The 25993-nt window shown below is 60.4% G+C and carries 20 protein-coding genes; 11 read left to right on the top strand and 9 right to left on the bottom strand.

The features are described 5' to 3' along the window. Nucleotides 1-209: 209 nt before the first annotated feature. The 3 genes from AACY19_RS04240 to AACY19_RS04230 form a co-directional block, all read right to left on the bottom strand. Nucleotides 210-1574, bottom strand: a complete 1365-nt coding sequence (locus AACY19_RS04240) for a DUF3999 domain-containing protein (RefSeq protein ID WP_339448240.1) — start codon at nt 1572-1574, stop codon at nt 210-212. Beyond that, complete coding sequence (locus tag AACY19_RS04235) at nt 1571-5155, bottom strand: DUF2339 domain-containing protein (RefSeq protein ID WP_339448238.1); 3585 nt, start codon at nt 5153-5155, stop codon at nt 1571-1573. The genes AACY19_RS04240 and AACY19_RS04235 overlap by 4 nt, the downstream gene beginning before the upstream one ends. Before the next feature lie 181 nt (nt 5156-5336). Then, nucleotides 5337-7787 (bottom strand): glycogen/starch/alpha-glucan phosphorylase, encoded by a 2451-nt coding sequence (locus AACY19_RS04230; protein ID WP_339448236.1) that lies wholly within the window; start codon nt 7785-7787, stop codon nt 5337-5339. 259 nt (nt 7788-8046) lie between these two features. Between AACY19_RS04230 and AACY19_RS04225 the strand changes: the two genes are divergently transcribed. Further along, on the top strand, nt 8047-8484 hold the full coding sequence (locus AACY19_RS04225; protein WP_041477534.1) for a YkgJ family cysteine cluster protein: 438 nt from the start codon (nt 8047-8049) through the stop codon (nt 8482-8484). 121 nt (nt 8485-8605) lie between these two features. Here AACY19_RS04225 and typA read toward each other — a convergent pair whose 3' ends face one another. Both typA and thiI read right to left on the bottom strand, forming a co-directional pair. Then, nucleotides 8606-10426 (bottom strand): translational GTPase TypA, encoded by a 1821-nt coding sequence (typA, locus tag AACY19_RS04220; RefSeq protein ID WP_339448233.1) that lies wholly within the window; start codon nt 10424-10426, stop codon nt 8606-8608. A 139-nt stretch (nt 10427-10565) separates the two neighbouring features. Then, on the bottom strand, nt 10566-12020 hold the full coding sequence (gene thiI / locus AACY19_RS04215; RefSeq protein ID WP_095047172.1) for a tRNA uracil 4-sulfurtransferase ThiI: 1455 nt from the start codon (nt 12018-12020) through the stop codon (nt 10566-10568). 327 nt (nt 12021-12347) lie between these two features. On the opposite strand from thiI, the gene glnA reads away from it, so the two are divergent. The 5 genes from glnA to ntrC all read left to right on the top strand — a co-directional run bounded on the left by glnA (nt 12348) and on the right by ntrC (nt 17857). Continuing rightward, on the top strand, nt 12348-13754 hold the full coding sequence (glnA, locus tag AACY19_RS04210; protein ID WP_339448224.1) for a glutamate--ammonia ligase: 1407 nt from the start codon (nt 12348-12350) through the stop codon (nt 13752-13754). Between the two features lie 226 nt (nt 13755-13980). Continuing rightward, on the top strand, nt 13981-14493 hold the full coding sequence (locus AACY19_RS04205; RefSeq protein WP_339448223.1) for a DUF4124 domain-containing protein: 513 nt from the start codon (nt 13981-13983) through the stop codon (nt 14491-14493). Continuing rightward, nucleotides 14490-15107: a DUF4124 domain-containing protein gene (locus AACY19_RS04200; RefSeq protein ID WP_339448222.1), complete on the top strand. Its 618-nt coding sequence runs from the start codon at nt 14490-14492 to the stop codon at nt 15105-15107. Before AACY19_RS04205 ends, AACY19_RS04200 begins: the two co-directional genes overlap by 4 nt. A 231-nt stretch (nt 15108-15338) precedes the next feature. After that, on the top strand, nt 15339-16424 hold the full coding sequence (gene glnL, locus AACY19_RS04195; protein ID WP_158959732.1) for a nitrogen regulation protein NR(II): 1086 nt from the start codon (nt 15339-15341) through the stop codon (nt 16422-16424). Beyond that, nucleotides 16421-17857: a nitrogen regulation protein NR(I) gene (gene ntrC / locus AACY19_RS04190; RefSeq protein WP_339448220.1), complete on the top strand. Its 1437-nt coding sequence runs from the start codon at nt 16421-16423 to the stop codon at nt 17855-17857. Before glnL ends, ntrC begins: the two co-directional genes overlap by 4 nt. A 542-nt stretch (nt 17858-18399) precedes the next feature. Here the strand turns inward: ntrC and AACY19_RS04185 are convergent. Beyond that, complete coding sequence (locus tag AACY19_RS04185; RefSeq protein WP_339448218.1) at nt 18400-18840, bottom strand: hypothetical protein; 441 nt, start codon at nt 18838-18840, stop codon at nt 18400-18402. On the opposite strand from AACY19_RS04185, the gene AACY19_RS04180 reads away from it, so the two are divergent. Beyond that, complete coding sequence (locus AACY19_RS04180; RefSeq protein ID WP_339448216.1) at nt 18839-19294, top strand: tRNA (cytidine(34)-2'-O)-methyltransferase; 456 nt, start codon at nt 18839-18841, stop codon at nt 19292-19294. The two genes, AACY19_RS04185 and AACY19_RS04180, sit on opposite strands and share 2 nt — an antisense overlap. A 130-nt stretch (nt 19295-19424) precedes the next feature. On the opposite strand, the gene secB is transcribed toward AACY19_RS04180, so the two are convergent. Genes secB through AACY19_RS04165 form a run of 3 tightly spaced genes read right to left on the bottom strand, consistent with a single transcriptional unit; the run spans nt 19425 to nt 20637 of the window. After that, entirely contained in the window at nt 19425-19910 is a 486-nt protein-coding gene (gene secB / locus AACY19_RS04175; protein WP_197869348.1) for a protein-export chaperone SecB, read from the bottom strand. A 57-nt stretch (nt 19911-19967) separates the two neighbouring features. Next, nucleotides 19968-20222 (bottom strand): glutaredoxin 3, encoded by a 255-nt coding sequence (grxC, locus tag AACY19_RS04170; protein WP_339448212.1) that lies wholly within the window; start codon nt 20220-20222, stop codon nt 19968-19970. 1 nt (nt 20223) lies between these two features. Further along, nucleotides 20224-20637 (bottom strand): rhodanese-like domain-containing protein, encoded by a 414-nt coding sequence (locus tag AACY19_RS04165; RefSeq protein WP_016986346.1) that lies wholly within the window; start codon nt 20635-20637, stop codon nt 20224-20226. Nucleotides 20638-20790: 153 nt separating this feature from the next. Here AACY19_RS04165 and gpmI point away from each other — a divergent pair, with 153 nt between their 5' ends. From gpmI to AACY19_RS04145, 4 genes are all read left to right on the top strand, one after another. Then, complete coding sequence (gene gpmI / locus AACY19_RS04160; RefSeq protein WP_339448201.1) at nt 20791-22320, top strand: 2,3-bisphosphoglycerate-independent phosphoglycerate mutase; 1530 nt, start codon at nt 20791-20793, stop codon at nt 22318-22320. A 242-nt stretch (nt 22321-22562) separates the two neighbouring features. Next, entirely contained in the window at nt 22563-23849 is a 1287-nt protein-coding gene (locus tag AACY19_RS04155) for a murein hydrolase activator EnvC family protein (protein ID WP_339448199.1), read from the top strand. Between the two features lie 31 nt (nt 23850-23880). Beyond that, nucleotides 23881-25200, top strand: a complete 1320-nt coding sequence (locus AACY19_RS04150; protein WP_339448197.1) for a S41 family peptidase — start codon at nt 23881-23883, stop codon at nt 25198-25200. A 2-nt stretch (nt 25201-25202) separates the two neighbouring features. Beyond that, complete coding sequence (locus tag AACY19_RS04145; protein ID WP_339448195.1) at nt 25203-25979, top strand: divergent polysaccharide deacetylase family protein; 777 nt, start codon at nt 25203-25205, stop codon at nt 25977-25979. Nucleotides 25980-25993 lie beyond the last annotated feature (14 nt).

Genomic DNA, 25993 nt, shown 5'->3' with positions numbered 1-25993 from the left:
TTGCCTGCATGAGACGTGATTGTCGGTGGAGAGTTCAGGTAGCGGATTTAGCGTAGACCGAAATCGGACCAAGGTTGATCGGCTTGGGATATGTATTGATTGAAAGGCCGCCTTCGCGAGCAAGCTCGCTCCCAAATTGGATCTGCGTCGTTTACATATCCACTGTGGGAGCGAGCCTGCTCGCGAATGGCGCACAGCGACAGCCATTCTCAGTTGCTGGTTGGAGGCTTGCGCAACAAGCTAAACGCCATCGCCCCCAAAAACACCACACTCAACAACAACACCGCCCACAAGCCAATCTTCTTCCAATTGGTCTCAGCCACCGCCGCCGTCGTAGCCGTAGAAGTCTGCGTAACAACCGCCTCCCCCTGAGCCACAGCTTTACCTAATGCCGCCAGCTTCTCCGGTTTGAAATCGGGAATAAGCGTCGCCAATGGCAAGTTCGCCGTTTTCACCGTCGGATTACCCAACGCCAGACTGTAAGGCCCCTCCCCGCGCGCGAGGAAGATCACCTGCGTCGCCCGCACCGCATATTTCAGACTCGGCGCCTGCTCACCCAGACCGCCGCCGCGCTCATCCACCGTCAGCTTCAACTGCTGCACGGTCTGCCCGTAGAGCTGCAATTCGTTCTGCTGCACGTCCTGATTATTCTGGGTCAGGCGATAGAGCAAACCGCTGCTCAGCATCTGCCACGGCAAACTGCTTTCACGTCGCCCCGCCAGCGTGACGGGGGCGAGGCTGTTCGGCTGTTTCAGCTCGACCTGCACCCGCTCGACATTCAACCCCATCGGCAATTGCCAGGTGTATTCGCCAGCCTTGGTGCTGCTGCCCGCCAACGCTGGCGACCAGACCAATGGCAGCGGCAGATTGCGCGGGTCGCTGCTTTTCAATTGCGCCAAGGTCAGGGTCGGCGCCGAGTTTGGCGATTCCCATAACAAGCGCAGATAACGTGCAGACTGCCCCGGCAATGTCACTTCATGCTGTTCGATACGTTCATCGGAGAAGGTCAGCCGCGCCACTTGCCCCTCGCCCCACGGCTGCCAGTGTTGCAAGTCATCGCTGGCCTCGATGCTGAAACGCTGGAAGCCATCACGCTCGCTGGTCCAGTCGAGAATCAGTTGCTGCAGCGGCGCCTTGATCGCACTGGCATCAAGCAGCCAGCCGCGCAGGACTTCTTCGCCCGCCTCCAGCTGACTGGACGGCTGCACCTCGACCAGCGTGCCGCTGGTGGTCGCTTGCACGCGCACGTTCGGCGCGCGTTCGCTGGCGTCGGCGGCGTTGTACAGCGGGAACCACTTCACCTCGTGCAACTGGCCGTCGTCGCGGGTCTGCGCCGATTCGCGCGCCAAGGCGTAGGCCTGTGGTTGGCCGGCGGCGTTGAACACGCGCAGGTCGCGGAGATCGGTCTGGCGCGCCTGCAATTGCACGCTCAGTGGCAGCTCGAGGCGATACCACGGGCCGTTGCCGCTCACCGCCAACGGCACGTGTGTGGCGAAGTCCGCCGGTTTTTCCTGAGCGCCGGCCACCATCACCACGCCCAACGCCAACCAGCCCAGATTCAGCATGCGACTCAAGATGAAACTCCTTCGGTGTCCGGGGCCGGGTTTTGCGCCGCCGGTTCAGCTTCGACGCGTTTGGGCGGCAGTGGCGCGAAATAGCCGACCACCAACAGCAACACGCCGACGCCGATAAACGAAACGATCCGGGCGAGGCCGCCACGGTTGCTCAGTTCGACAAAAACAAGTTTGGCCACCACCAGCGCAATCAGCGCCGCGCCGATCAGCCAGACCTCGCGCCGGTGGCGCAGATGGCCGCCGATCATCAATCCGAGCGCCATCAGCGTCCAGACAATGGACAACCCGGCCTGCACCAGCATCGAGGCAAGCAGCGTATCCAGCTCGAACGGGATGCCAGCCCAGTGATGCGCCGCGCGAGTGACCAGCGCGGTACAAAAGGCGAACAGCGAAACTCCGGCGATCAGTTGCGTGGCGTAAGCGGCGTAATCCTGTCGAATCGACAACTGCGAAATTGCGCTGCGCGACCACACATAGACGCCAAACAACGCGAACAGCAGACCCAACTCCAATGGGTTGAGCAGCGGCACATACGGCAACGGCTCGGCGTTGCCATCGCTGACACCGTTCGCCAGCCAGAACCACGCCAGCATCAACACCGCCAGCGGCGCAGCGGCGTACAAGCGGTACTCGCGGGCAAACGCGGCGACCGGCCACGGCCAGTTGCGCGGGGCCGCCGCCAGCAGCAGATACAGGCTCGGCAGAATCGCCCAGCCCAGCCAGCGCCAAGCGTTGTATTGCTCGGACAACAGCAGCAGGCCGTAGCGCAATTCCAGCGCCAGCACGCCGATCAGCAACCAGCAGCCGAGCACATGCGCGGCGCTCAAGGCGCATGCAGGGAGCATCGGTGCCAAACGCCGCAGACTGAAGAAATGCACGGCGAACACCGCCGCCCACGCCAGCCAGCCGACATCCGCCGCCGGGTGATAACGTGAATGCCAGGCTCCGAGCAGCACCAACGCCCCTGCCGGAATCAACACAGTGCAAAGCAAGCCCAGCGCCGGCCATTTCAGGCGCAGCGACAGCACACTCCACAACGCTACGCTGACGGCTGCAACCGACAGCAGCAAGGTGCCCTGCAGGTTCGGCGCGGCGAATCGCAGCACTTCGCTGCTCCACGCCAACGCCCACCAACCGGCGCCCCACACCAACAACACGGCGGACAGACGCTGCACACTCAACGCATCGAAAGCCGAGGCGTGATTACCCAGTTGCAGGCGCCACGCCCCGATCATCGCCGCCAGGCCGAGCACCCACGGTGTCCAGAATCCGCCATGGGCCAACGGTCTGAGGCCCTCGCTGGACAGCGGCCCGAGCATCTCGGGGCCTGCGAGCAAGAACGCCGCGCCACCCATCACCTGCAACAGCAGACCGAAGACAAAACTCACGCGCTGCTGGAGATACAGGCTCAGCCAGATGATCAGCAAACCGCTGGCCGCCCACACTGCGCTCGCCGTTTGCCACGGCAGCACGAACAACACCGCCAGATTGATCAACACCAATCCGGCCAGCAACACCACCGACAGACCGCGCAACAGGCGTACATCTGCGCGCACCATGTCATCGCGAGCCGCCATCAGCATGCCGGCGATCAACGCCAGCCCGATCAACGACGCACTGAGCAAGCCGCTCCAGCCTGCACTGAACACCGCCGCCGAATCTTCGCCCGCGCTTTGCAGACGCAGCAGGAATAGCGCACCGCCGAGCAACTGCACGGCAAACGCACTGAACAGGAATGTGCGCGATTGAACCCGCAGGCCGACAAACAACGTCGCCAACCCGGCCAGCGCCCAACTGATCGCCGTGCCCTGCACGAAGAAAAACAGCGGCGCCAACAGATAGAGGAAGGTCAGACCCAGACTCGCCAGCACTGGCAACCCTTGGCGCTCCCATGGCGATGCTTGCACCGGCGGCGCTTGGCGCAATTGCTGGAAGCTGAACAACAACGCCATGCCGAGCATCAATGCACCCAACGGCGCACCCTCGAGCAAACTGCTTTCGCCAACGCGCAACTGGCTGAGAAACGCCAGTGCCGAGCCCAATTGCAACAGCAAGGCAAAGGCTCGGGCGAACGGTCGATGCTGGCGCAAGCCAAGCCAGAAAATCCCTGCGCCTTCCACCGCCCACGCCGCCGATGTCCAGCGCGCATCCAGCCCCAGCGGAATCGCCAGACTGGCAAAAATCACCCCCAGCGCCAGACAGGTTTCACCCAGCAGCACCGCGCGCCCGCCCATCAGCACTTTGGCCAGGCCCATGTAAATCATGCCCAGCACCAGCGCGCTGAAAGCAGCGGCGAATTCCAGGTGTTGAACCAACACGAACTGCAGTCCGAAGCCAATGATCGGCGGGCCGAACAGCATCGTGCCGTCGACGTAATCGCCCTTGCGCGCTGACCAGTCCAGCAGCGCTTCGCGGTCGTCATCCGCCGGTGCGCCGGGCATGTCGAGCAACTTGCGCCGGGCAAACAACAAGCCAATGGCGAGGTACATCAGGAAGAACAGAATCAGAAACGGCTCGGTGCTCCACAACAGCTCCGGCGCATAGGAGCGCAAACCCCAGGCGAAGCCGATGCCGAAGGTGCCAACGAAACCGATCAGGTTGAGCAGGCGCCAGGCCTTGAACCAGGCGATGGCGAGAATGCCGGCGTTGAGCAGGGCGAAATAACTGAACAGCGCGACGTGGTTGCCGGCGCCGGTCGAGGTCAGGATCGGCGCGGCGAAACCGCCCAATGCCGCCACTGCCGCTAGCGCGAGCGAGTCCTGGGTGATCGCCAGAATCGCCGAGAACACGGTCACCGCGACCAGCAAACCCAGGGCGGCGGAAGGATCGAGCAACGGGTGCAGACGCATCGCCGCAAACACCGTCAGGTACAGCACCGCAATACCGGTGCCTTGCAGCATCAACGCGTAACTGCTGTTGCGTCGCCGTAACCACCAGCCCAACGCGAGCAGGCCCAACGCGGCGGTCGCCACGCCGGCGTAACGCACCTCAATCGGCACGACCATGCCTTCAGTGGCGTAGCGCAGCAGAAACGCCAGACCGAAGAACAGCAAGACCACGCCGACGCGCAGCACCGTGTTGCCCCCGAACAGCCAGTTGCGCGCGGCACTGATGCCGCGCTCGATCAGATTCGGGCCACGGGGTTCGGCAGGTTGTTGCGGTGCAGGCGTGACGGCGTCGTGACGCCAGACATCCGCGGGCAGCGGTTGGCCGGGTTCGCTCGCAACAGTGGGAATCGGTTCGAGTTCAGGCGGCAGTTCCCAGATCAGCTCAGGCGTCGGGGCTTCTTCGACGGTTCTGGACGGTTCAACGACTGGCTCGGTGACCGCTGCTGTACTCAGTGGCGAGGCGGCATGAACTGGCGCGCCTTCCAGCAGAAACAGGCGCTGCTCGACGCTCTGCAGCGCGACCTTCGTTCGTTCAAGTTCCCGTTGCTGCTGCGCCGCCTGAGAACCAAGGTGCGCGATACGAATCGTCTGGCCGATCGCCAGCCCCAGCAGCGCGCCCAGCAGCGCATCACTGAACGACTCGTCGAGCAGCCAGCCGAGCACCAGCCCGATCAACATGAACATCCATTGCATGGTCGATATCCCTAAGCAGCCCCAAGGCGGGGCGAGTCCGGCGATTGCATCAGTCTAGGCACAAACCTCAAGCCCGCTCCCACCTGGGTTGTGTGGTGCCTGATGCAGCCCGGTAACCGGCGCTCAGTATATCGATCCGGCCCAACAAACGTTGGGCCTTGCGCAGATTTGTTGCGGAAGGTTACTCCAGTGCCTTCCAGATATCCGTGGCGTACTCACGAATCGTCCGGTCGGAGGAGAACCAGCCCATTCGCGACGTATTGAGCACTGCCGAGCGCCACCAGTTGTTGGAATCGTGCCAGTGCGCTTCGACGCGCTTTTGCGCTTCCCAGTAGGAGTCGAAATCGGCACAGACCAGGAAGCGGTCGTAATCCACCAACGAATCGATCAACCCGGTATAGCGTGAAGTGTCATCGGGCGAAAACACCCCGCTACGGATCGCTTGCAGCACGTCGTTCAGACGATGGGAGGCGGCGATGTCCGGCACCGCGCTGAACTCGTGGTTCTGTTTGCGCGCTTCAACCTGCTGCGCGCTGAGGCCGAAGATGAACATGTGTTCAACGCCGATGCGCTCGGCCATTTCGACGTTGGCGCCGTCCAGCGTTCCGATGGTCAGCGCGCCGTTGAGGCCGAACTTCATGTTACTGGTGCCCGAGGCCTCGAAACCGGCGGTGGAGATCTGCTCGGACAAGTCCGCCGCCGGAATGATGCTCTCCGCCAGACTGACGTTGTAGTTGGGCAGGAAAACCACTTTCAGCAGCCCGCGCACGGTCGGATCGTTGTTCACCACCCGAGCAATGTCGTTGGTCAGTTTGATGATCAGTTTGGCCTGGTGATAACTCGCCGCCGCTTTGCCGGCGAAGATTTTCACCCGGGGTACCCAGTCGACTTCCGGCTCGGCGCGAATCGCCTGATACAACGCCACGGTGTGCATCAGGTTGAGCAACTGACGTTTGTATTCGTGGATGCGTTTGACCTGCACATCGAACATCGCCGCCGGGTTGACCGCGATTCCCAGCCGCTCATGAATCAGATAGGCCAGCGCTTTCTTGCTGTGCAACCGCTGCTCGGCGAAGGCTTTGCGGAAGGCGGGTTGCTCGGCGAAGGGTTCGAGGTCGAGCAAACGCTCCTCGGGGCTATCCAGCACTTGCGGGCCGAGAGAATCGATCAGCATCGAGGTCAGTTCCGGGTTGGCCTGGAACAGCCAGCGGCGGAAAGTAATGCCGTTGGTTTTGTTGTTGATCCGCTCTGGATAGAGTTTGTGCAGTTCGGCAAAGACGGTTTTGCGCATCAACTGCGTGTGCAGCCCGGACACGCCGTTGACGCTGTGCGAACCGAGGAACGCGAGGTTGCCCATGCGCACCCGGCGACCGTTGTCTTCCTCGATCAGCGACACCGCGCGCAGCACGTCGAAATCGTGAATGCCCTTGGCCCGCAGCGAATCGATGTGCTGGGCGTTGATCAGGTAAATGATCTGCATGTGTCGTGGCAACATCCGCTCCATCAACCCCACCGGCCAGGTTTCCAGCGCTTCCGGCAACAGCGTGTGGTTGGTGTACGACAGCGTGTCGACGGTGACTTGCCATGCCGCATCCCACGCCACGTCATAGACGTCGACCAACTGGCGCATCAGTTCGGCCACGGCAATCGAGGGGTGGGTGTCGTTGAGCTGAATCGCCGCGTGATCGCCGAGGGTCAGCACCGAGGTGTGCATGTTGCGATGGCGACGCAGCAGATCCTGCAGCGATGCGGCGACGAAGAAGTATTCCTGGCGCAAGCGTAGCTCTTGCCCTGCTTCGGTGCTGTCCGCCGGGTAAAGTACGCGGGAGATGCTTTCCGCTCGCGCCACTTCGGCGACGGCGCCCAGGTGGTCACCGGCGTTGAAGCGCTCCAGGTGCAAATCTTCCATCGCGCGGGCACGCCAAAGACGCAAGGTGTTAACGCTCGCCCCGCGCCAGCCGACCACCGGCGTGTCATAAGCAATCGCGCGGACGGTTTCCGCTGGCGACCAGACTTGTTTGGACTTACCGGAAACATCGGTGACGGTTTCGACGCTGCCGCCGAAGCCGATGGTGTAGACGACCTCTGGCCGTTCGAACTCCCAGGGGTTGCCGAAATCCAGCCAGTGCTCGGTCTGCTCCTGCTGCCAGCCATCGACGATGGCCTGGCGGAACAAGCCGTGTTCATAGCGAATACCGTAACCGTGCCCGGCGATACCGAGGGTCGACATGCTTTCCATGAAGCACGCTGCCAGACGACCGAGGCCGCCGTTGCCCAGCGCCGCGTCGGGCTCGAGCAAACGGATGCGCTCCAGGTCGACGCCAAGTTCGGTCAACGCTTCGCGGGCAACGTCGAGCAGGCCGAGGTTGCTCAGGCTGTCGTAGAGCAAACGGCCGATGAGGAATTCCAGCGAGAGGTAATACACCCGCTTCTGGCCTTTGCGGTAGATCTGCCGGGTGTGGTCCATCCAGTGTTCGACCATGTGATCACGCGCAGCCAGGGCGATGGCTTCGAACCAGTCATGGTCGAAAGCGTGATCAGGGTCTTTGCCCACCGCATAGGTGAGCTTGGTCAGGACGGCGTCGCGGAATGCGGCCACCTCTGCTTCGCGAACTAGTGGTTCTTGAGTCATCAATAGGACCTCGAGCGAGCGGGAATTGTCTGAGCCTAGACGGTCTGACCGACGGTCGAGGCGCTGGTTCGGCAGTTTTTCCTGAGACGGTGCGATGGCCCGGCATTACCTTGGCGGATGGGCGAATGAATGCAGGGGCCGTGCCGAACTTTCCGGCAAAGTGACTGACTCGAGAAAAAATCTGGCGAAAGGTTGTTCAAAAATCCACCAGTCCCGGTATGATCGCGCGCCCTGATGCATACACGCCTGGTAACTCCCGATGATGAAGCCCAACCTGATTGCCGCCGCCGAGATCGACCGTCTCGATACGTGGGCGAAATACTCGGCCCCGATGTGCGGTTCCTGCATGTCCAGTTGCTGCACGCTGCCGGTTGAGGTGAAGATCAAGGATCTGGTGCGCATCGGCGTGGTCGACGAGTTCGAACTGGGCGACCCGCCGAAGAACATCGCCAAGCGTTTGCAAAAGGAAGGCCTGGTCGAGCGCTTCAATCAGAAGTCGGGGATCTTCACCCTGCAACGCATGAGCAACAACGATTGCTACTACCTGGATCGTAAGAGCCGCCTGTGCACCATTTATGACAAGCGCCCGGATACCTGCCGCAATCACCCGAAGATCGGGCCGCGGCCGGGGTATTGCGCGTACAAGCCGAAGGAAGTCGAGCGCGTGCAGAACTCGCGGTCGATCGAGAAGTTCTGATCTGCCCTGAAATTTTCGGCGGCTGCTCGCGAAAGGGCCGGCACAAACAACGCGTAAACCCCAGACAAACAAAAACGCCCCCGGTCTCGCGACCGGGGGCGTTTTTTATTCCAGGGCTAAATTACGCCTTGGCTTTCTTGGCAGCGCGGGTACGCTCGCTTTCGTCCAGGATCTTCTTGCGAAGACGGATGGACTTAGGAGTCACTTCGCACAGCTCGTCTTCCTGGATGTATTCCAGAGCCTGTTCCAGGGTGAAGCGAACAGGTGGGACCAGAGCGATGGTTTCGTCTTTACCCGAAGCACGCATGTTGTCGAGCTTCTTGCCTTTGGTAGGGTTTACACCCAGGTCGTTGTCGCGGCTGTTCTGACCAACGATTTGACCGTTGTAGATCTCCTGGCCGTGTTCTACGAACAGCTTGCCACGAGCCTGCAGGGTTTCCAGCGAGTAGGTCAGTGCCTTGCCGGTTTCAACCGAAACCAGAACGCCGTTCTGACGGCCGGACATGTGGCCCGACTTGACGGTGTCGTAACGGTCGAAGATCGAGGTCAGGATGCCAGCACCGTTGGTCAGGGTCAGGAACTGGTTACGGAAACCAATCAGACCGCGAGCAGGGATGTTGTATTCCAGACGAACACGGCCCTTGCCATCCGGCACCATGTTGGTCAGGTCGCCTTTACGCAGACCCATCTCTTCCATGACCTTGCCCTGCGAATCTTCAGGGATGTCGATGGTCACGTTTTCGAACGGTTCCTGTTTCACGCCGTTCACTTCACGAATGATTACTTCAGGACGGCCCAGGGCCAGCTCGAAGCCTTCGCGACGCATGGTTTCGATCAGTACCGAGAGGTGCAGCTCACCACGGCCGGAAACCTTGAACTTGTCAGCGCTGTCGCCTTCTTCAACTTTCAGGGCAACGTTGTACAGCAGCTCTTTGTCCAGACGATCCTTGATGTTACGGGAAGTCACGAACTTGCCTTCTTTACCGCAGAATGGCGAGTCGTTTACCTGGAAGGTCATGGAAACGGTTGGCTCGTCAACGGTCAGCGGCTTCATCGCTTCAACAGTCAGTGGGTCGCACAGAGTGTCGGAGATGAACAGCTCGTCGAAGCCGCTGATGCAGACGATGTCGCCGGCCGCTGCTTCTTCAACGTCAACACGGTGCAGACCGTGGTGACCCATCAGCTTCAGGATACGACCGTTGCGGCGCTTGCCTTCGGCGTCGATGGCGACAACCGGAGTGTTTGGCTTGACGCGGCCACGAGCGATACGGCCAACACCGATAACACCCAGGAAGCTGTTGTAGTCCAGAGCGGAAATCTGCATCTGGAACGGACCGTCACGGTCAACGGCCGGAGGCGGAACGTGGTCAACAACTGCCTGGTACAGAGCAGTCATGTCTTCGCCCATGGCGGTGTGGTCCAGACCGGCAATGCCGTTCAGGGCCGAGGCGTAAACAACCTGGAAGTCCAGTTGTTCTTCGGTAGCACCGAGGTTGTCGAACAGGTCGAAGATCTGGTCCAGAACCCAGTCCGGACGCGCGCCTGGACGGTCAACCTTGTTGATGACCACGATTGGACGCAGGCCGGCTTCGAAAGCCTTCTTGGTCACGAAACGGGTTTGCGGCATAGGGCCGTCTTGAGCGTCAACCAGCAGCAGAACGGAGTCAACCATCGACATTACACGTTCAACTTCGCCGCCGAAGTCGGCGTGGCCCGGGGTGTCCACGATGTTGATGTGGTAGCCGTTCCAGTTGATGGCGGTGTTTTTCGCCAGAATGGTAATACCGCGCTCTTTTTCCTGGTCGTTGGAGTCCATCACGCGCTCGTCGTTGAGCTCGTTGCGCTCCAGAGTGCCGGATTGACGCAGGAGTTTGTCTACCAGGGTGGTTTTACCATGGTCAACGTGGGCAATGATGGCGATGTTGCGTAGATTTTCGATCACTTGTGTATCTCGATCAGAGGATTCGGTTTGCTGACAAGTCTTGGCAGCGATTAGCAGTAGTGTCCGGCATGGCCGTTACAGCTTGACGGCGGTGTCGGGGGGCCGGTGACGCAGGCCACAGGCAAACAGCCCCGGGCACTTAGCTCGGTCGATAAACGCGCACATTGGCATGCCCCTCACTGAGCAAATGGTGAGCATGCAGGCGACTCATCACGCCTTTGTCGCAATACAGCAGGTACTGGCGAGTCGGGTCCAGCTCCTTGAAACGAGCGTTCACTGCGTAGAACGGCATCGTCTGTACTTCTACGCCAGCGAGTTCCAGCGGCTCATCCTCGGCGGCATCCGGGTGACGGATGTCGATCACGATCTGGCCGGCCAGTGCTTCGCTGACTTCTTCAATCTGTACGTCCTGGCCCAATTCGTCGATCACCCGATCGATCGGCACCAGCTTGGCGTTTTCGAGCGCACGCTCGAGCACCGCCATGTCGAATTCTTTCTCTTCATGCTCAACGCGACCGCGTTTGGCGGCAGTCTTCGGGTTGACCGAAATGACCCCGCAGTACTCCGGCATGTGCCGGGCGAAATCGGCGGTGCCAATTTCGTTCGCCGTGTCGATGATGTCCTGCTTGTGCGCCACGATCAGCGGACGCAGGACCAGCTTGTCGGTCACGCAGTCGATCACCGACAGGTTCGGCAGGGTCTGGCTCGACACCTGGGAAATCGCTTCGCCGGTGACCAGCGCTTCGATGTGCAGGCGGTCGGCGATGTTGGAAGCCGCGCGCAACATCATACGCTTCAATACGACGCCCATATGACTGTTATCGACTTTGCCGAGAATTTCGCCCAACACTTCTTCGAACGGAACACTGACAAATAGCACGCGTTGCGAGCTGCCGTACTTCTTCCAGATGAAATGCGCGACTTCCATCACGCCCAGTTCATGAGCACGACCGCCCAGATTGAAGAAGCAGAAATGCGTCATCAGGCCGCGTCGAATGATCTGGTAGGCCGCAACGGTCGAGTCAAAGCCGCCTGACATCAAAACCAGCGTCTGCTCCAGGGCGCCGAGCGGGTAACCGCCGATGCCGTTGTGCTGGCTGTGGATGACAAACAACCGTTTGTCGCGAACTTCGATGCGCACTTCGATTTCCGGCGCTTTCAGGTCGATCCCGGCCGCACCGCACTCACGGCGCAGCTTGCTGCCGACGTATTTTTCGACGTCCATCGAGCTGAAGGTGTGCTTGCCGGCACGCTTGCAGCGCACCGAGAAAATCTTCCCGGCCAGCGCATCGCCGTAGTGCTGCTTGCACTTTTCGGTGATGTCGTCGAAGTCGCCCAGCGGGTACTCGTCGATCTGCAGAAAGTGCGCGATACCGGGCATGCAGGTCAGGCGCTCGCCCATCTCTTTCAAGGCTTTGGGATCGGTGACGCGGGTTTCCAGCTCGAGATTGTCCCACACACCGTTCACCACCACGGCCGGGTCCAGGTCACGGAGCACGGTGCGGATGTTCTTGGCCAACTGGCGGATGAATTTCGTCCGGACAGGTCGGCTTTTGATGGTGATCTCGGGGAAGACTTTTACGATTAGTTTCATGAAAACAGCGCGCGAACGGCCAGCCGAAAAAGGGGGGCGCGGATTATAGCGGAAATTGCTCAAGGTTTAACCAGTTAATGTGCAGAAGGTTTTGCATGCACCAAAACGGTTCACTTTGTGATGAAGACGCTACATTAAAGGGCGAGATTTTCTTCATTAAGACGCTTTGCACCTTAATAAGCGTGAATTTGGGGCAAAAAACCCATGCTGGGGCACTGGCATGCAATTTGCTCCCTTGTGAGGCAGGTTGCCTTGGCAGAGTATTCGCGCCGGCATCACCACTATTAAGGGCATCCACTACCAGCCCTAATTCACCCGGAGGACACTATGTCGAAGTCGGTTCAACTCATCAAAGATCATGACGTCAAGTGGATTGATCTGCGCTTCACGGACACCAAAGGCACTCAGCACCACGTGACCATGCCGGCTCGCGATGCGCTGGAAGACGACTTCTTCGAAGTCGGCAAGATGTTCGACGGTTCCTCCATCGCTGGCTGGAAAGGCATCGAAGCCTCCGACATGATCCTGCTGCCGGACGACGAAACGGCCGTTCTCGACCCGTTCACCGAAGACGCCACACTGATCATCGTGTGCGACATCATCGAACCTTCGACCATGCAAGGTTACGACCGCGACCCGCGCGCCATCGCGCACCGCGCCGAGGAATACCTGAAGACCACCGGTATCGGTGACACCGTATTCGCCGGTCCAGAGCCAGAGTTCTTCATCTTCGACGAAGTGAAGTTCAAGTCCGACATCTCCGGTTCGATGTTCAAGATCTACTCCGAACAAGGTTCCTGGATGTCCGATCAGGACATCGAAGGCGGCAACAAAGGCCACCGCCCAGGTATCAAAGGTGGTTACTTCCCGGTTCCGCCGTTCGACCACGACCACGAAATCCGTACTGCCATGTGCAACGCACTGGAAGAAATGGGTCAGACCGTTGAAGTGCACCACCACGAAGTGGCCACTGCCGGTCAGAACGAAATCGGCGTCAAGTTCAACACTCTGGTGAAGAAGGCCGACGAGGTTCAAACCCTGAAGTACGTTGTGCACAACGTTGCCGACGCTTACGGCCGCACCGCGACCTTCATGCCGAAGCCACTGTACGGTGACAACGGTTCGGGCATGCACGTGCACATGTCCATCGCCAAAGATGGCAAGAACACCTTCGCTGGCGAAGGCTATGCCGGCCTGTCGGAAACCGCTCTGTACTTCATCGGCGGCATCATCAAGCACGGTAAGGCCCTGAACGGCTTCACCAACCCGGCCACCAACTCCTACAAGCGTCTGGTGCCAGGCTTCGAAGCACCGGTAATGCTGGCCTACTCGGCTCGCAACCGTTCCGCCTCGATCCGTATTCCTTACGTCAACAGCCCACGTGGCCGTCGTATCGAAGCACGTTTCCCGGACCCGGCTGCCAACCCTTACCTGGCTTTCGCAGCACTGCTGATGGCCGGCCTGGACGGTATCCAGAACAAGATCCACCCAGGCGATGCGGCCGACAAGAACCTGTACGACCTGCCACCTGAAGAGGCGAAAGAGATCCCACAAGTTTGCGGCAGCCTGAAAGAAGCCCTGGAAGAGCTGGACAAGGACCGTGCGTTCCTGACCAAGGGCGGCGTGTTCTCCGACGACTTCATCGACGCTTACATCGCGCTGAAATCGGAAGAAGAAATCAAGGTCCGCACCTTCGTACACCCACTGGAATATGAGCTGTACTACAGCTGCTGATCCGGTAGCGCCGCGCGACGCGGCGTGACAGAAAGAGGCCTCCTTCGGGAGGCCTTTTTTATTGCCTTCCATTTATGGGCTCACGCAAATCCCGTGTGGGAGCGGGCTTGCTCGCTCCCACAGGGCAATTGTGGTGTTTGAATGATCTCTCGATGTGTAGCGAGTTGGGCCATCCGCCGCGACTGTCCTATGCTGCACCCCATCGCGTTCAATCCCGGTCGATTTCATGGGTCGCATCGTTCTCTACATTCTGCTGCTGATCGCCCTGCCCGCCGTCGCGCAGATCTACAAGTACACCGACGCCAACGGCAACACGGTGTACAGCGATCATTCGCCCGACGGCGTGCAGGCGCAACCGGTGGAGCTGCCGCCAATCAACAGCGTCGAGACCCAGGCACCGGGCACGCCGCCCGCGCCTGAAGCCGACAACCGCCAACCCGCACGGAGCGCCTACGACACTCTCGAGCTCGTCGGCCTGCCCACCGAAGAAGCGTTGCGTGCCAATAACGGCACGTTCACCGTCCAGGTGCTGATCAAGCCGCGCCTGCAACCTCCCCACCAATTGAGGCTGGTTCTGGATGACGAACCCTACGGTCAGCCGAGCAACGTGCCGATCCTGCAACTGGTGAACGTTGATCGCGGGGAGCATCGTCTTGCCGTGCAGGTGATCGACGGCCAAGCGATCATCCAGCAGAGCCCGGCGCTGGTGTTCACCGTGCAGCGGGTGCACAGGCCATGAGGATTTTCTGGCTGATGCTGTGCCTGTTCGCCCTGCCCGTTTCGGCGGAGGTCTTCACCTATGTCGATGCTCAGGGCAATCGTGTCTACACCGACCAGCCGCGCGGCAACGCCAAACGCGTACCGGTCGCGACCAGTAATCGCATGTCGGCCAACCCCACCGCTGCAGCACCGATCAGCACTGCAAAAAAGATCGCGGAACCACCCTTGTTTCACTACGACATGCTGCGCATCCTGATTCCCGAACCAGACGCAACCATTCGCAGCAGCGCGGGTGAGGTGATCGTCAGCGTCACCAGCGAACCAGGCTTGCAGCGGGGCCATCGCTATCGCCTGCTGCTGGACGGCCAGGCCACTGGCGAGCCGGGCCTGAGTCCGGTATTCCCGCTGAACAACATCGACCGTGGCAGCCATAACCTGTCGGTGGAAGTCCTTGATGAGCAGGGCCGCACCGTCGAACGTACTGCCAACCAGCCCTTTCACATGCAGCGCATCTCGCTTGCGCAGAAACGCCAGATCAAACCCTGCGTCACCGCAGACTACGGCGTGCGCCCGGAATGCCCTCTGAAAGACAAACCCGAAGAGCCGAAAAACCCCTTCCTGCGTTTCTTCTAACGCCGCTCAGCTTTGCGCACTATATTGGTGCAACAGACTGCACCGTACTCACATTCCAACCCATTTTGGTTCGAAACTTCCCGTTCGTGCTGGCCGGATGCCACGCAAACGAGCGTCAAACGCCTGTTTCAGGCGACGAACGCTTCTTTTCGGAGCCTTGGTTTGGTTTTTGCATTTTCCCGATACCGACGCTTGCTTGTTGCGCACGCTCCGCCCCCAAAAGAGGCTCCGATGACCATTAGCGACGCAATCCACCGTTTGCTGCTCGACAACCTGACCACCGCCACCATCCTGCTCGACGCCGAATTGCGCCTCGAATACATGAACCCGGCGGCGGAGATGCTGCTCGCCATCAGCGGGCAGCGTAGCCATGGGCAGTTCATCAGCGAGCTGTTCACCGAATCCACCGAGGCGCTGAATTCACTGCGCCAGGCCGTGGAACAGGCGCATCCGTTCACCAAACGCGAAGCCATGCTCACCGCCCTCACCGGCCAGACCCTGACCGTGGATTACGCGGTGACGCCGATCCTCAGCAATGGCGCGACCATGCTTCTGCTGGAGGTTCACCCCCGTGACCGCTTGCTGCGGATCACCAAGGAAGAGGCGCAGCTGTCCAAGCAGGAAACCAGCAAGATGCTGGTGCGCGGCCTCGCCCATGAGATCAAGAATCCGCTCGGCGGCATCCGTGGTGCCGCGCAACTGCTGGCCCGCGAACTGCCGGAAGACAGCCTGCGCGATTACACCAACGTGATCATTGAAGAGGCCGACCGCCTGCGCAATCTGGTCGACCGCATGCTCGGCTCGAACAAACTGCCGTCGCTGGCCATGTGCAACGTTCACGAAGTGCTCGAGCGCGTCTGCCACCTCGTCGAAGCCGAAAGTCAGGGCTGCATCACCTTGGTGCGCGATTACGACCCGAGCATCCCCGACGTGTTGATCGACCGCGAGCAAATGATTCAGGCCGTGTTGAACATCGTGCGCAACGCGATGCAGGCGATCAGCAGCCAGAACGAGCTGCGTCTGGGCCGCATCAGTTTGCGCACCCGCGCCATGCGCCAGTTCACCATCGGCCACATCCGCCATCGCCTGGTGACCAAGATCGAGATCATCGACAACGGCCCCGGCATACCCGCGGAACTTCAGGAAACCATTTTCTTTCCCATGGTCAGCGGCCGTCCCGACGGTACCGGGCTCGGCCTGGCCATCACCCAGAACATCATCAGCCAGCACCAGGGCCTGATCGAGTGTGACAGCCACCCCGGCCACACCACGTTCTCGATCTTTCTGCCACTGGAACAAGGAGCCACATCGACATGAGCCGTAGTGAAACCGTATGGATCGTCGATGACGACCGTTCTATCCGTTGGGTTCTGGAAAAAGCCTTGCAGCAGGAAGGCATGACCACGCAGAGCTTCGACAGCGCCGATGGCGTGATGAGTCGTCTGGCCCGTCAGCAGCCTGACGTGATCATTTCCGACATTCGTATGCCAGGCGCCAGTGGTCTGGACCTGTTGGCGCGGATTCGCGAACAGCACCCACGGTTGCCGGTCATCATCATGACCGCTCACTCCGATCTGGACAGCGCGGTCGCCTCTTATCAGGGCGGCGCGTTCGAGTACCTGCCAAAACCATTCGATGTGGACGAGGCGGTATCGCTGGTCAAACGTGCCAATCAGCACGCGCAAGAACAGCAAGGCCTGGAAGTCGTCCCGGCGCTGACCCGCACCCCGGAAATCATCGGCGAAGCGCCGGCGATGCAGGAAGTGTTTCGCGCCATCGGCCGCTTGAGCCATTCCAACATCACCGTGCTGATCAACGGCGAATCCGGCACCGGTAAAGAGCTGGTCGCCCACGCCTTGCACCGTCACAGCCCGCGCGCGGCCTCGCCGTTCATTGCGTTGAACATGGCGGCGATTCCCAAGGATCTCATGGAGTCCGAGCTGTTCGGTCACGAGAAAGGCGCGTTCACCGGCGCAGCCAATCTGCGTCGCGGTCGTTTCGAACAGGCTGACGGCGGCACGCTGTTCCTCGATGAAATCGGCGACATGCCGGCGGATACGCAAACCCGGCTGTTGCGCGTATTGGCCGATGGCGAGTTCTATCGCGTCGGTGGTCATGTACCGGTCAAGGTCGACGTGCGCATCATCGCCGCGACGCACCAGAATCTGGAAACCCTGGTACACGCCGGGAAATTCCGTGAGGACTTGTTCCACCGCCTCAACGTGATCCGCATCCATATTCCGCGCTTGTCGGATCGTCGCGAAGACATCCCGACCCTCGCCAAGCACTTCCTCGGCCGCGCGGCGCAAGAGCTGGCAGTGGAGCCGAAACTGCTGAAAAGCGAGACCGAGGAATACCTGAAGAACCTGCCGTGGCCGGGCAACGTCCGCCAACTGGAAAACACCTGCCGCTGGATCACCGTGATGGCGTCCGGGCGCGAGGTGCACATCAGCGACCTGCCACCAGAGCTGCTGAACCTGCCGCAAGACTCGGCGCCCGTGACCAACTGGGAGCAGGCGCTGCGCCAGTGGGCTGATCAGGCCCTGGCGCGCGGCCAGTCGAGCTTGCTCGACAGTGCGGTGCCGGCGTTTGAGCGGATCATGATCGAGACCGCGCTGAAGCACACGGCTGGGCGCCGGCGTGATGCCGCGGTGTTGCTGGGTTGGGGGCGCAATACCCTGACGCGCAAGATCAAGGAATTGGGGATGAAGGTTGATGGTGGGGATGATGATGAGGGAGATGAGGGCTGATCAGCCTTCAACGCTGATGTGAGCACTCGCCTCTCTGTGGGAGCGGGCTTGCTCGCGAATACGGTGCGTCATTGAAATATCGGGTGACTGACACAACGCCTTCGCGAGCAAGCCCGCTCCCACATTTAGCTCTTCATGCACCGCATCAATGCACGATGACCCGTGATCGGGCATGACAGTCTGGTCAGAAAACATCCAGACATGCCTGAAAACCCAATCACGCAACCACACGAAAGCCCCGAATTCCGGGGCTTTCGTATTTCTGTTCAGCTTTTTTGTTTCAACAGATTAAAACCTGGCACGCCCCCTGCAATATCTCTCACAGGTGATTCGATTCACCCACCCTTTCGGGGGCCTTGGTACAGGCAGGCCGGGGATTCCCCTCTTTACACCGGGCTCACACCGCAACGCGGCGAGCCCTACCCTTTTGGGGCTCTTGGTACAGGCAGGCCGGGGGTTCCCTCTTTACACCGGACCGACGCGTCACGCGAAGTCCACCCGTTTTGGGAACCCTGATACAGGCAGGTCAGGGATTCCCGCTTTTATTGCTCACGGAGATGGATCTCCAGCCGCCAGCGGTCATCGACCGCGTTACCGGCCCAGTCCCCCTGCAGCGGTCGCGCTGCCAGCACCGTCAACAACAATCCACCATCACTCGCTCGTGTACGCCAGTTGACGTCCTTGCCGTTGAGCCTGAGCTGGCCTTTCTGCGCCCGGCCTTCAGCCTGAAACAACAGCGCTACGGTGCCATCGATGATTTCGCCGTGCAGCTTTGGTTCGTTGTTGAACCACACCACCAGCCCTTGATCTGTGACATCGACCTGCTGCAGCACGGTGGGATCCGGCGTGGTCAGGCGACCGATCATCAGGCCGATCATCACCCCGACAATCGCCAGCGAACCGATCACCCGCGGGAATAGTTTCGAACGGTTGTCCACAGGCGGCGTAGAATGCCGCTCATCTTTACCTTCGGAGCCGTGCATGTTTCACGTCATCCTTTTTCAACCAGAAATTCCGCCGAATACCGGCAACGTTATCAGGCTGTGCGCCAACAGCGGCTGCCACCTGCATTTGATCGAACCGCTGGGCTTCGAGATGGACGACAAGCGCTTGCGCCGCGCCGGTCTCGACTACCACGAATATGCCACGCTGCAACGTCATGCCGATCTGGCCAGTTGCCTGCAGAGCATCGGCAACCCAAGGGTCTTTGCGTTCACTACCAAGGGCTCGCGACCGTTTCATGATGCCGCGTTTGTCCCCGGTGATGCGTTCCTGTTTGGCCCTGAAAGCCGTGGTTTGCCGGCGGACGTGCTGGATGCGCTGCCTGCCGAGCAGCGTTTGCGTCTGCCGATGCGCGAGGGCTGCCGCAGCCTGAACCTGTCCAACACCGTCGCGGTCGCCGTTTACGAAGCCTGGCGGCAGAACGACTTCAAGTAACGGCACATAACAAATGTGGGAGCGGGCTTGCTCGCGAAAGCGGCGTATCAGATGACATCAATGTCGCCTGAGACTCCGCCTTCGCGAGCAAGCCCGCTCCCACACTGGACTTGCGTCAACGCTCAGATTGTTACTGAACGGTTGGCGTCTCGCCGCTTTCCTGCATGCGCTGCAGCTCTTGCGCGTACAGGGCGTCGAAGTTCACCGGGGCCAGCATCAGCGCCGGGAACGAACCACGGGTGACGAGGCTGTCGAGGGTTTCGCGGGCATACGGGAACAGGATGTTCGGGCAGAACGCACCCAGGGTGTGGCTCATCGAAGCCGCATCCAGGTTCTTGATCAGGAAGATACCGGCCTGTTGCACTTCAGCGATGAAGGCGACTTCTTCACCGTTTTTCACGGTAACGGACAGGGTCAGCACGACTTCGTAGAAATCGCCTTCCAGCGCTTTCTGACGAGTGTTCAGATCCAGACCAACGGTCGGGTCCCACTGCTGACGGAAGATCGCCGGGCTTTTCGGTGCTTCGAAGGACAGGTCGCGAACGTAGATGCGCTGCAAGGAGAATTGCGGTGCGGTTTCTTCTTCGCTGGCTGCAGTGTTCTGTTGGTCAGTCATCTCAGATCCTTTTCGATCTTGGGTCTTTTAGGGAGTGCTGTACGTGGGTGCAGCCGTTCAGGCCTTGAGCAGCGCGTCGAGCTTGCCGGCGCGCTCCAGGGCATACAAATCGTCACAACCGCCGATGTGCTTGGTGCCGATCCAGATCTGCGGCACGGATGTGCGTCCGGCTTTCTGGGTCATTTCGGCGCGCACCTGCGGCTTGCCATCGACCTTGATCTCTTTGAAGGCCACGCCTTTGTTCTCGAGAAGGTATTTGGCTCGCGAGCAATAAGGGCAGTAATCGCTGGAGTAGACGATGACTTCGTTCATATCACTTCACCAGCGGCAGGTTGTCGCCTTTCCAGCTGGAGATCCCGCCGGACAGCTTGGCGGCGGTGAAGCCGGATTTCATCAGTTCGCGGGCGTGGGTGCCGGCGGTCTGGCCCAGGGCGTCGACCAGAATGATGGTCTTGGCCTTGTGTTTTTCCAGCTCCGCGACGCGCGCGGCCAGTTTGTCCTGAGGAATGTTCACCGCGCCAACGATGTGGCCGGCAGCGAAATCCTTGGCCGGACGGATGTCCACCACCACGCCTGCATCTTTATTGACCAGCGCAGTCAGCTCGCCGGTGCTCAGGCTTTTACCGCCGCCCTGCATCGTGTGCGCCAGCAGCAGAGCCAGCAGTACGACGAAGATACCGACAAGAATGTAGTGGTTAGTGGCAAATTCAATCAGGTGAGCAACCATCGAAGGAGGTTCCAGGGCGTTAAAATGTCGGCCAGTATACACAGCCACTATGGCCGGCCAAACCCCGTCCGGCGGTGACGCGGCAGGAACTTCGCTTTAAACTCCAACTCCCTTTTCCATCGCCCTCTTCTTTATTAGCCACGAGTGGATTCCATGACGACTACGCCTAAACCTTTGGTCCTGATGATTCTCGACGGCTTCGGTCACAGCGACAGCCCCGAATCCAACGCCGTTTTCGCCGCGAAGAAGCCTGTTCTTGATCGCCTCTGGGCCACTGTGCCGAACGGCTTGATCTCGGGCAGCGGCATGGACGTCGGACTGCCGGACGGCCAGATGGGCAACTCCGAAGTCGGTCACATGAACCTCGGTGCCGGTCGCGTGGTGTATCAGGACTTCACCCGCGTGACCAAAGCGATCCGCGACGGTGAGTTTTTCGACAACCCGACCATCTGCGCCGCTGTGGATAAAGCTGTGGCCGCCGGCAAAGCCGTGCACTTCATGGGTCTGCTGTCCGATGGCGGCGTACACAGCCATCAGGACCACCTGATCGCCATGGCCGAACTGGCGTTCAAGCGCGGCGCCGAAAAAATCTACCTGCACGCCTTCCTCGATGGCCGCGACACCCCGCCGAAAAGCGCGGCATCGTCCATCGAGCTGCTCGACGCGACCTTTCAGGCACTCGGCAAGGGCCGCATCGCCAGCATCATTGGCCGTTACTTCGCCATGGACCGTGACAACCGCTGGGATCGCGTGGCCCAGGCTTACAACCTGATCGTCGATGGCAACAGCGAATTTCACGCGGCCACCGCGCAGGAAGGTCTGGACGCCGCCTACGCTCGCGGCGAGAGCGACGAATTCGTCAAAGCCACATCCATCGGCGAGCCGGTGAAAGTCGAAGACGGCGATGCCGTGGTGTTCATGAACTTCCGCGCCGACCGCGCACGCGAGCTGACTCGTGTATTCGTCGAAGACGATTTCAAGGATTTCGAGCGCGCACGCCAGCCAAAACTGGCCGGTTTCGTCATGCTGACCCAATACGCAGCGAGCATTCCAGCGCCGTCGGCATTTGCCCCGGGCAGCCTGGAAAACGTTCTCGGCGACTATCTGGCGAAGAACGGCAAAACCCAGCTGCGCATTGCCGAAACCGAGAAATACGCACACGTGACCTTCTTCTTTTCCGGCGGCCGTGAAGAACCGTTTCCGGGCGAAGAGCGCATCCTGATCCCGTCGCCGAAAGTCGCCACTTACGACTTGCAGCCGGAGATGAGCGCGCCTGAAGTCACCGACCGCATCGTCGACGCCATTGAGCACCAGCGTTACGACGTGATCGTGGTCAACTACGCCAACGGCGACATGGTCGGTCATAGCGGCGTGTTCGACGCGGCCGTGAAGGCTGTGGAATGCCTGGACACCTGCGTTGGCCGCATCGTTGAAGCGCTGGAAAAGGTCGGCGGCGAAGCGCTGATCACCGCTGACCACGGCAACGTCGAGCAAATGGCCGATGAATCCACCGGCCAGGCGCACACCGCGCACACCACTGAGCCGGTGCCGTTCATTTATGTCGGCAAGCGTGACCTCAAGGTGCGTGAAGGCGGCGTGCTGGCCGACGTCGCGCCGACCATGCTGAAGCTGCTGGGCCTGGAAAAACCGGCGGAAATGACCGGCACTTCGATTCTGGTCTGACCCCAGTCGCCAAAACACCGCAAAACCCTGTGGGAGCGGGCTCGCTCGCGAATGCGGCAGATCAGTCGCCTTCAATGCTGCCTGATCCACCGCATTCGCGAGCAAGCCCGCTCCCACATTGGTTTTGCGCTATTTTCAATAGCGAATCTGCTCCAGTTATCACACAGCCCCAATTGGGCGTTTTTTTTGCAGCTTCGGGCGGGCATACTAGGCCGTCCCTTACCCTGGTGCCGCTCGCCCCTATGCTTCGCGTCCTGATCGCCCTCGCTCTGACCTGCCTGCTCCAACCGGCCTTCGCTGACGAGCGCGCGCAAACCCAACAGCAATTGGACGCCACGCGCCAGGACATTGCCGAGCTGAAGAAGCTGCTGAGCAAGGTCCAGGCGGAAAAGTCCGGCGTGCAGAAGGAGCTCAAGGGCACCGAAACCGAGATGGGCAAGCTGCAGAAGCAGGTCGATGCGCTGCAGAAAGAACTGCAGAAAAGCGAATCCGAGCTGCAGCGACTCGATGCAGAGAAAAAAAAACTCCAGAGCGCGCGCACTGAACAACAGCGACTGATCGCCATCCAGGCTCGGGCGGCCTATCAGAACGGTCGCCAGGAATACCTCAAGCTTCTGCTCAACCAGCAGAATCCAGAGAAATTCGCCCGCACCCTCACCTATTACGATTACCTGAGCCAGGCCCGCCTGGAGCAGCTGAAGAACTTCAACGAAACCCTGCGCCAACTGGCCAATGTCGAAACGGACATCGCCGCGCAGCAGGCACAGTTACTGGTGCAGAAAAGCAGTCTCGACACCCGGCGTGACGAGCTCGAACAGGTTCGCAAGGAACGCCAGCAAGTCCTCGCCAGGCTCAATGATGAAGTAAAGGCGCGCGACCAGAAAATCGCCGCCCGCGAGCAGGATCAGGCAGACCTGTCTAAAGTCCTTAAAACCATTGAAGAAACCCTGGCCCGCCAGGCTCGTGAGGCAGAAGAAGCGCGACAGAAAGCGCTGATCGCCCAGCAGGAAGCAGAAAAAAAGCGCTTGCGTGAGGCGCAAGCTGAAAACAGCGACGCCCCACGAAAACCCGCCAGATCCACTCCCGGCGCACTGGTGTCCAGCAGCGGCGAGACCTTCGGTGGCCCTTTTGCTGCAACCCGGGGAAAACTTCCTTGGCCGGTTGATGGTCGACTACTGGCACGCTTTGGTGAATCCCGTGGCAACGATGCCCGTACCAAGTGGGACGGCGTGATGATCAGCGCCTCCGCCGGCAGCCAGGTGCACGCCGTTCACGGCGGTCGCGTGGTGTTCGCCGACTGGTTGCGTGGCGCCGGGCTGCTGGTGATTCTTGATCACGGCAACGGTTTTCTGAGTCTTTATGGCCACAATCAAACGCTGCTCAAGTCGGCGGGTGATGTGGTCAAAGCCGGTGAGTCGATCTCCACTGTCGGTAACAGTGGCGGTCAGGACACACCAGCGCTGTATTTCGCAATTCGTCAGCAGGGTCACCCGAGTGATCCGGCGCAATGGTGTCGTGCGCAAGGATAAGCGCACCGCCTAATTAAGGAGTTCGTTCGACATGCTGCATTTGTCCCGCCTTACCTCGCTGGCCCTGACGATCGCCCTGGTGATCGGCGCGCCTCTGGCGTTTGCCGCTCAACCGGCTCCGGCCGTCGCTCCGGCAGGCACTGCCGCGACCTCCAAGGCGCCATTGCCACTGGAAGAGTTGCGCACCTTTGCCGAGGTCATGGACCGGATCAAAGCCGCCTACGTCGAACCGGTAGACGACAAGACCCTGCTGGAAAACGCCATCAAGGGCATGCTCAGCAACCTTGATCCGCACTCGGCCTACCTCGGCCCTGAAGACTTCACCGAACTGCAGGAAAGCACCAGCGGTGAATTTGGCGGCCTGGGCATCGAAGTCGGCACCGAAGACGGTTTCATCAAAGTGGTCTCGCCAATCGATGACACGCCGGCGTCGAAGGCCGGCATTCAGGCCGGTGACTTCATCGTCAAGATCAATGGCCAGCCAACTCGCGGCCAGACCATGACCGAAGCCGTGGACAAGATGCGCGGCAAGATCGGCCAGAAAATCACCCTGACCCTGGTGCGCGACGGCGGCACGCCGTTCGACGTGACCCTGGCCCGTGCGGTGATTCAGGTGAAGAGCGTGAAGGCGCAGCTGCTTGAATCGGGCTACGGCTACATCCGCATTACCCAGTTCCAGGTCAAGACCGGCGAAGAGGTCTCCAAGGCCCTGGCCAAGTTGCGCAAGGACAACGGCAAGAAGCTCAACGGCGTCATCCTCGACCTGCGCAACAACCCGGGCGGCGTCTTGCAGGCAGCGGTGGAAGTGGTCGACCACTTCATCACCAAAGGCCTGATCGTTTATACCAAAGGCCGGATCGCCAACTCCGAGCTGCGTTTCTCGGCCACCGGCAAAGACGAAAGCGAAGCGGTGCCGATGGTCGTGCTGATCAACGGTGGCAGCGCCTCGGCGTCGGAAATCGTCGCCGGCGCATTGCAGGATCAGAAGCGCGCCGTGGTCATGGGCACCACCAGTTTCGGCAAGGGCTCGGTACAAACCGTGCTGCCGCTGAACAACGACCGTGCGCTGAAGATCACCACTGCGCTGTACTTCACGCCGAACGGGCGCTCGATTCAGGCCCAAGGCATCGTTCCGGACATCGAAGTGCGCAAGGCCAAGATCACCAGCGAGGCGGACAGCGAATACTTCAAGGAAGCCGACCTGCAAGGTCACTTGGGCAATGGCAACGGCGGCGCGGACAAACCGACCGGCTCCGGCGCCAAGGCCAAAGCGATGCCGCAGGATGAGGATTACCAGTTGGCCCAGGCCCTGAGCCTGCTCAAAGGGCTGAGCATCACGTCCGGCCGTTGAGGATGTCTTTGCGCTTCGTCTTCGTTCTGTTGTGCTGTCTGGCGGGTGCTGCTCACGCGGAGCCCGTCAGCCCAAAGCCCCAAAAAGCCTACCTGACACTGATCATCGACGACCTGGGGCAAAACCTGCCCCGGGATCGCCGCGTGCTGGCCCTGCCCGGCCCGGTCACCACGGCGATCATGCCCGACACCCCACACGCCAGCGAATTTGCCCGCGAAGCCCATCGCGCCGGCAAGATCGTCATCCTGCACATGCCAATGGACCCGGCCACCGGGCCTTACGCCTGGCACCCGGAACTGCCCGTCGAGGAACTGGAAAAACGCCTCGACGCTGCGTTCAAAATGGTTCCCTACGCTGCCGGCATCAACAACCACATGGGCAGTCGCATGACCGCACAACCGGCGGCGATGGCCTGGTTGATGGGCGAGTTGCAGCGCCGGCACAAGTTCTTCGTCGACAGCCGCACCAGTGCCCAGACTGTGGCGGCGCAGCAGGCGCAGAAGATTGATCTGGCGAGTGTTTCGCGGGATGTGTTTCTGGATGACGAGCGTACTGAAGCAGCCATTTACACGCAGTTGCAGACGGCGATCAGCCTGGCGCACAAGCAAGGCTCAGCAGTGATGATCGGGCATCCGTATCCGCAGACGCTGGCGGTGCTGGAACGCGAATTGCCCAAGCTGAAAGCCCAGGGGATTGAGTGGATTGATGTCCGGCAGATGATCAGTGTGCGCAGTAACAAGGCGACGGCTGCACACGGCAAGAATGGCTTGTACCGATAGCCCGGCAAAAAGCA

Origin of the sequence: Pseudomonas sp. EA_5y_Pfl2_R50, assembly GCF_963970475.1 — a bacterium.
Classification (GTDB): Bacteria; Pseudomonadota; Gammaproteobacteria; order Pseudomonadales; family Pseudomonadaceae; genus Aquipseudomonas.
Note: the sequence above shows the minus strand (reverse complement) of the source record. Positions and strands in the feature narration are given on the sequence as shown.

Coding starts and splice junctions, on each gene's coding strand:
- AACY19_RS04235 (WP_339448238.1), bottom strand. CDS start 5,155: ATGCAATGGATGTTCATGTTGATCGGGCTGGTGCTCGGCTGGCTGCTC.
- AACY19_RS04230 (WP_339448236.1), bottom strand. CDS start 7,787: ATGACTCAAGAACCACTAGTTCGCGAAGCAGAGGTGGCCGCATTCCGC.
- AACY19_RS04225 (WP_041477534.1), top strand. CDS start 8,047: ATGATGAAGCCCAACCTGATTGCCGCCGCCGAGATCGACCGTCTCGAT.
- thiI (WP_095047172.1), bottom strand. CDS start 12,020: ATGAAACTAATCGTAAAAGTCTTCCCCGAGATCACCATCAAAAGCCGA.
- glnA (WP_339448224.1), top strand. CDS start 12,348: ATGTCGAAGTCGGTTCAACTCATCAAAGATCATGACGTCAAGTGGATT.
- AACY19_RS04205 (WP_339448223.1), top strand. CDS start 13,981: ATGGGTCGCATCGTTCTCTACATTCTGCTGCTGATCGCCCTGCCCGCC.
- AACY19_RS04200 (WP_339448222.1), top strand. CDS start 14,490: ATGAGGATTTTCTGGCTGATGCTGTGCCTGTTCGCCCTGCCCGTTTCG.
- glnL (WP_158959732.1), top strand. CDS start 15,339: ATGACCATTAGCGACGCAATCCACCGTTTGCTGCTCGACAACCTGACC.
- ntrC (WP_339448220.1), top strand. CDS start 16,421: ATGAGCCGTAGTGAAACCGTATGGATCGTCGATGACGACCGTTCTATC.
- AACY19_RS04180 (WP_339448216.1), top strand. CDS start 18,839: ATGTTTCACGTCATCCTTTTTCAACCAGAAATTCCGCCGAATACCGGC.
- AACY19_RS04185 (WP_339448218.1), bottom strand. CDS start 18,840: ATGCACGGCTCCGAAGGTAAAGATGAGCGGCATTCTACGCCGCCTGTG.
- secB (WP_197869348.1), bottom strand. CDS start 19,910: ATGACTGACCAACAGAACACTGCAGCCAGCGAAGAAGAAACCGCACCG.
- grxC (WP_339448212.1), bottom strand. CDS start 20,222: ATGAACGAAGTCATCGTCTACTCCAGCGATTACTGCCCTTATTGCTCG.
- AACY19_RS04165 (WP_016986346.1), bottom strand. CDS start 20,637: ATGGTTGCTCACCTGATTGAATTTGCCACTAACCACTACATTCTTGTC.
- gpmI (WP_339448201.1), top strand. CDS start 20,791: ATGACGACTACGCCTAAACCTTTGGTCCTGATGATTCTCGACGGCTTC.
- AACY19_RS04155 (WP_339448199.1), top strand. CDS start 22,563: ATGCTTCGCGTCCTGATCGCCCTCGCTCTGACCTGCCTGCTCCAACCG.
- AACY19_RS04150 (WP_339448197.1), top strand. CDS start 23,881: ATGCTGCATTTGTCCCGCCTTACCTCGCTGGCCCTGACGATCGCCCTG.
- AACY19_RS04145 (WP_339448195.1), top strand. CDS start 25,203: ATGTCTTTGCGCTTCGTCTTCGTTCTGTTGTGCTGTCTGGCGGGTGCT.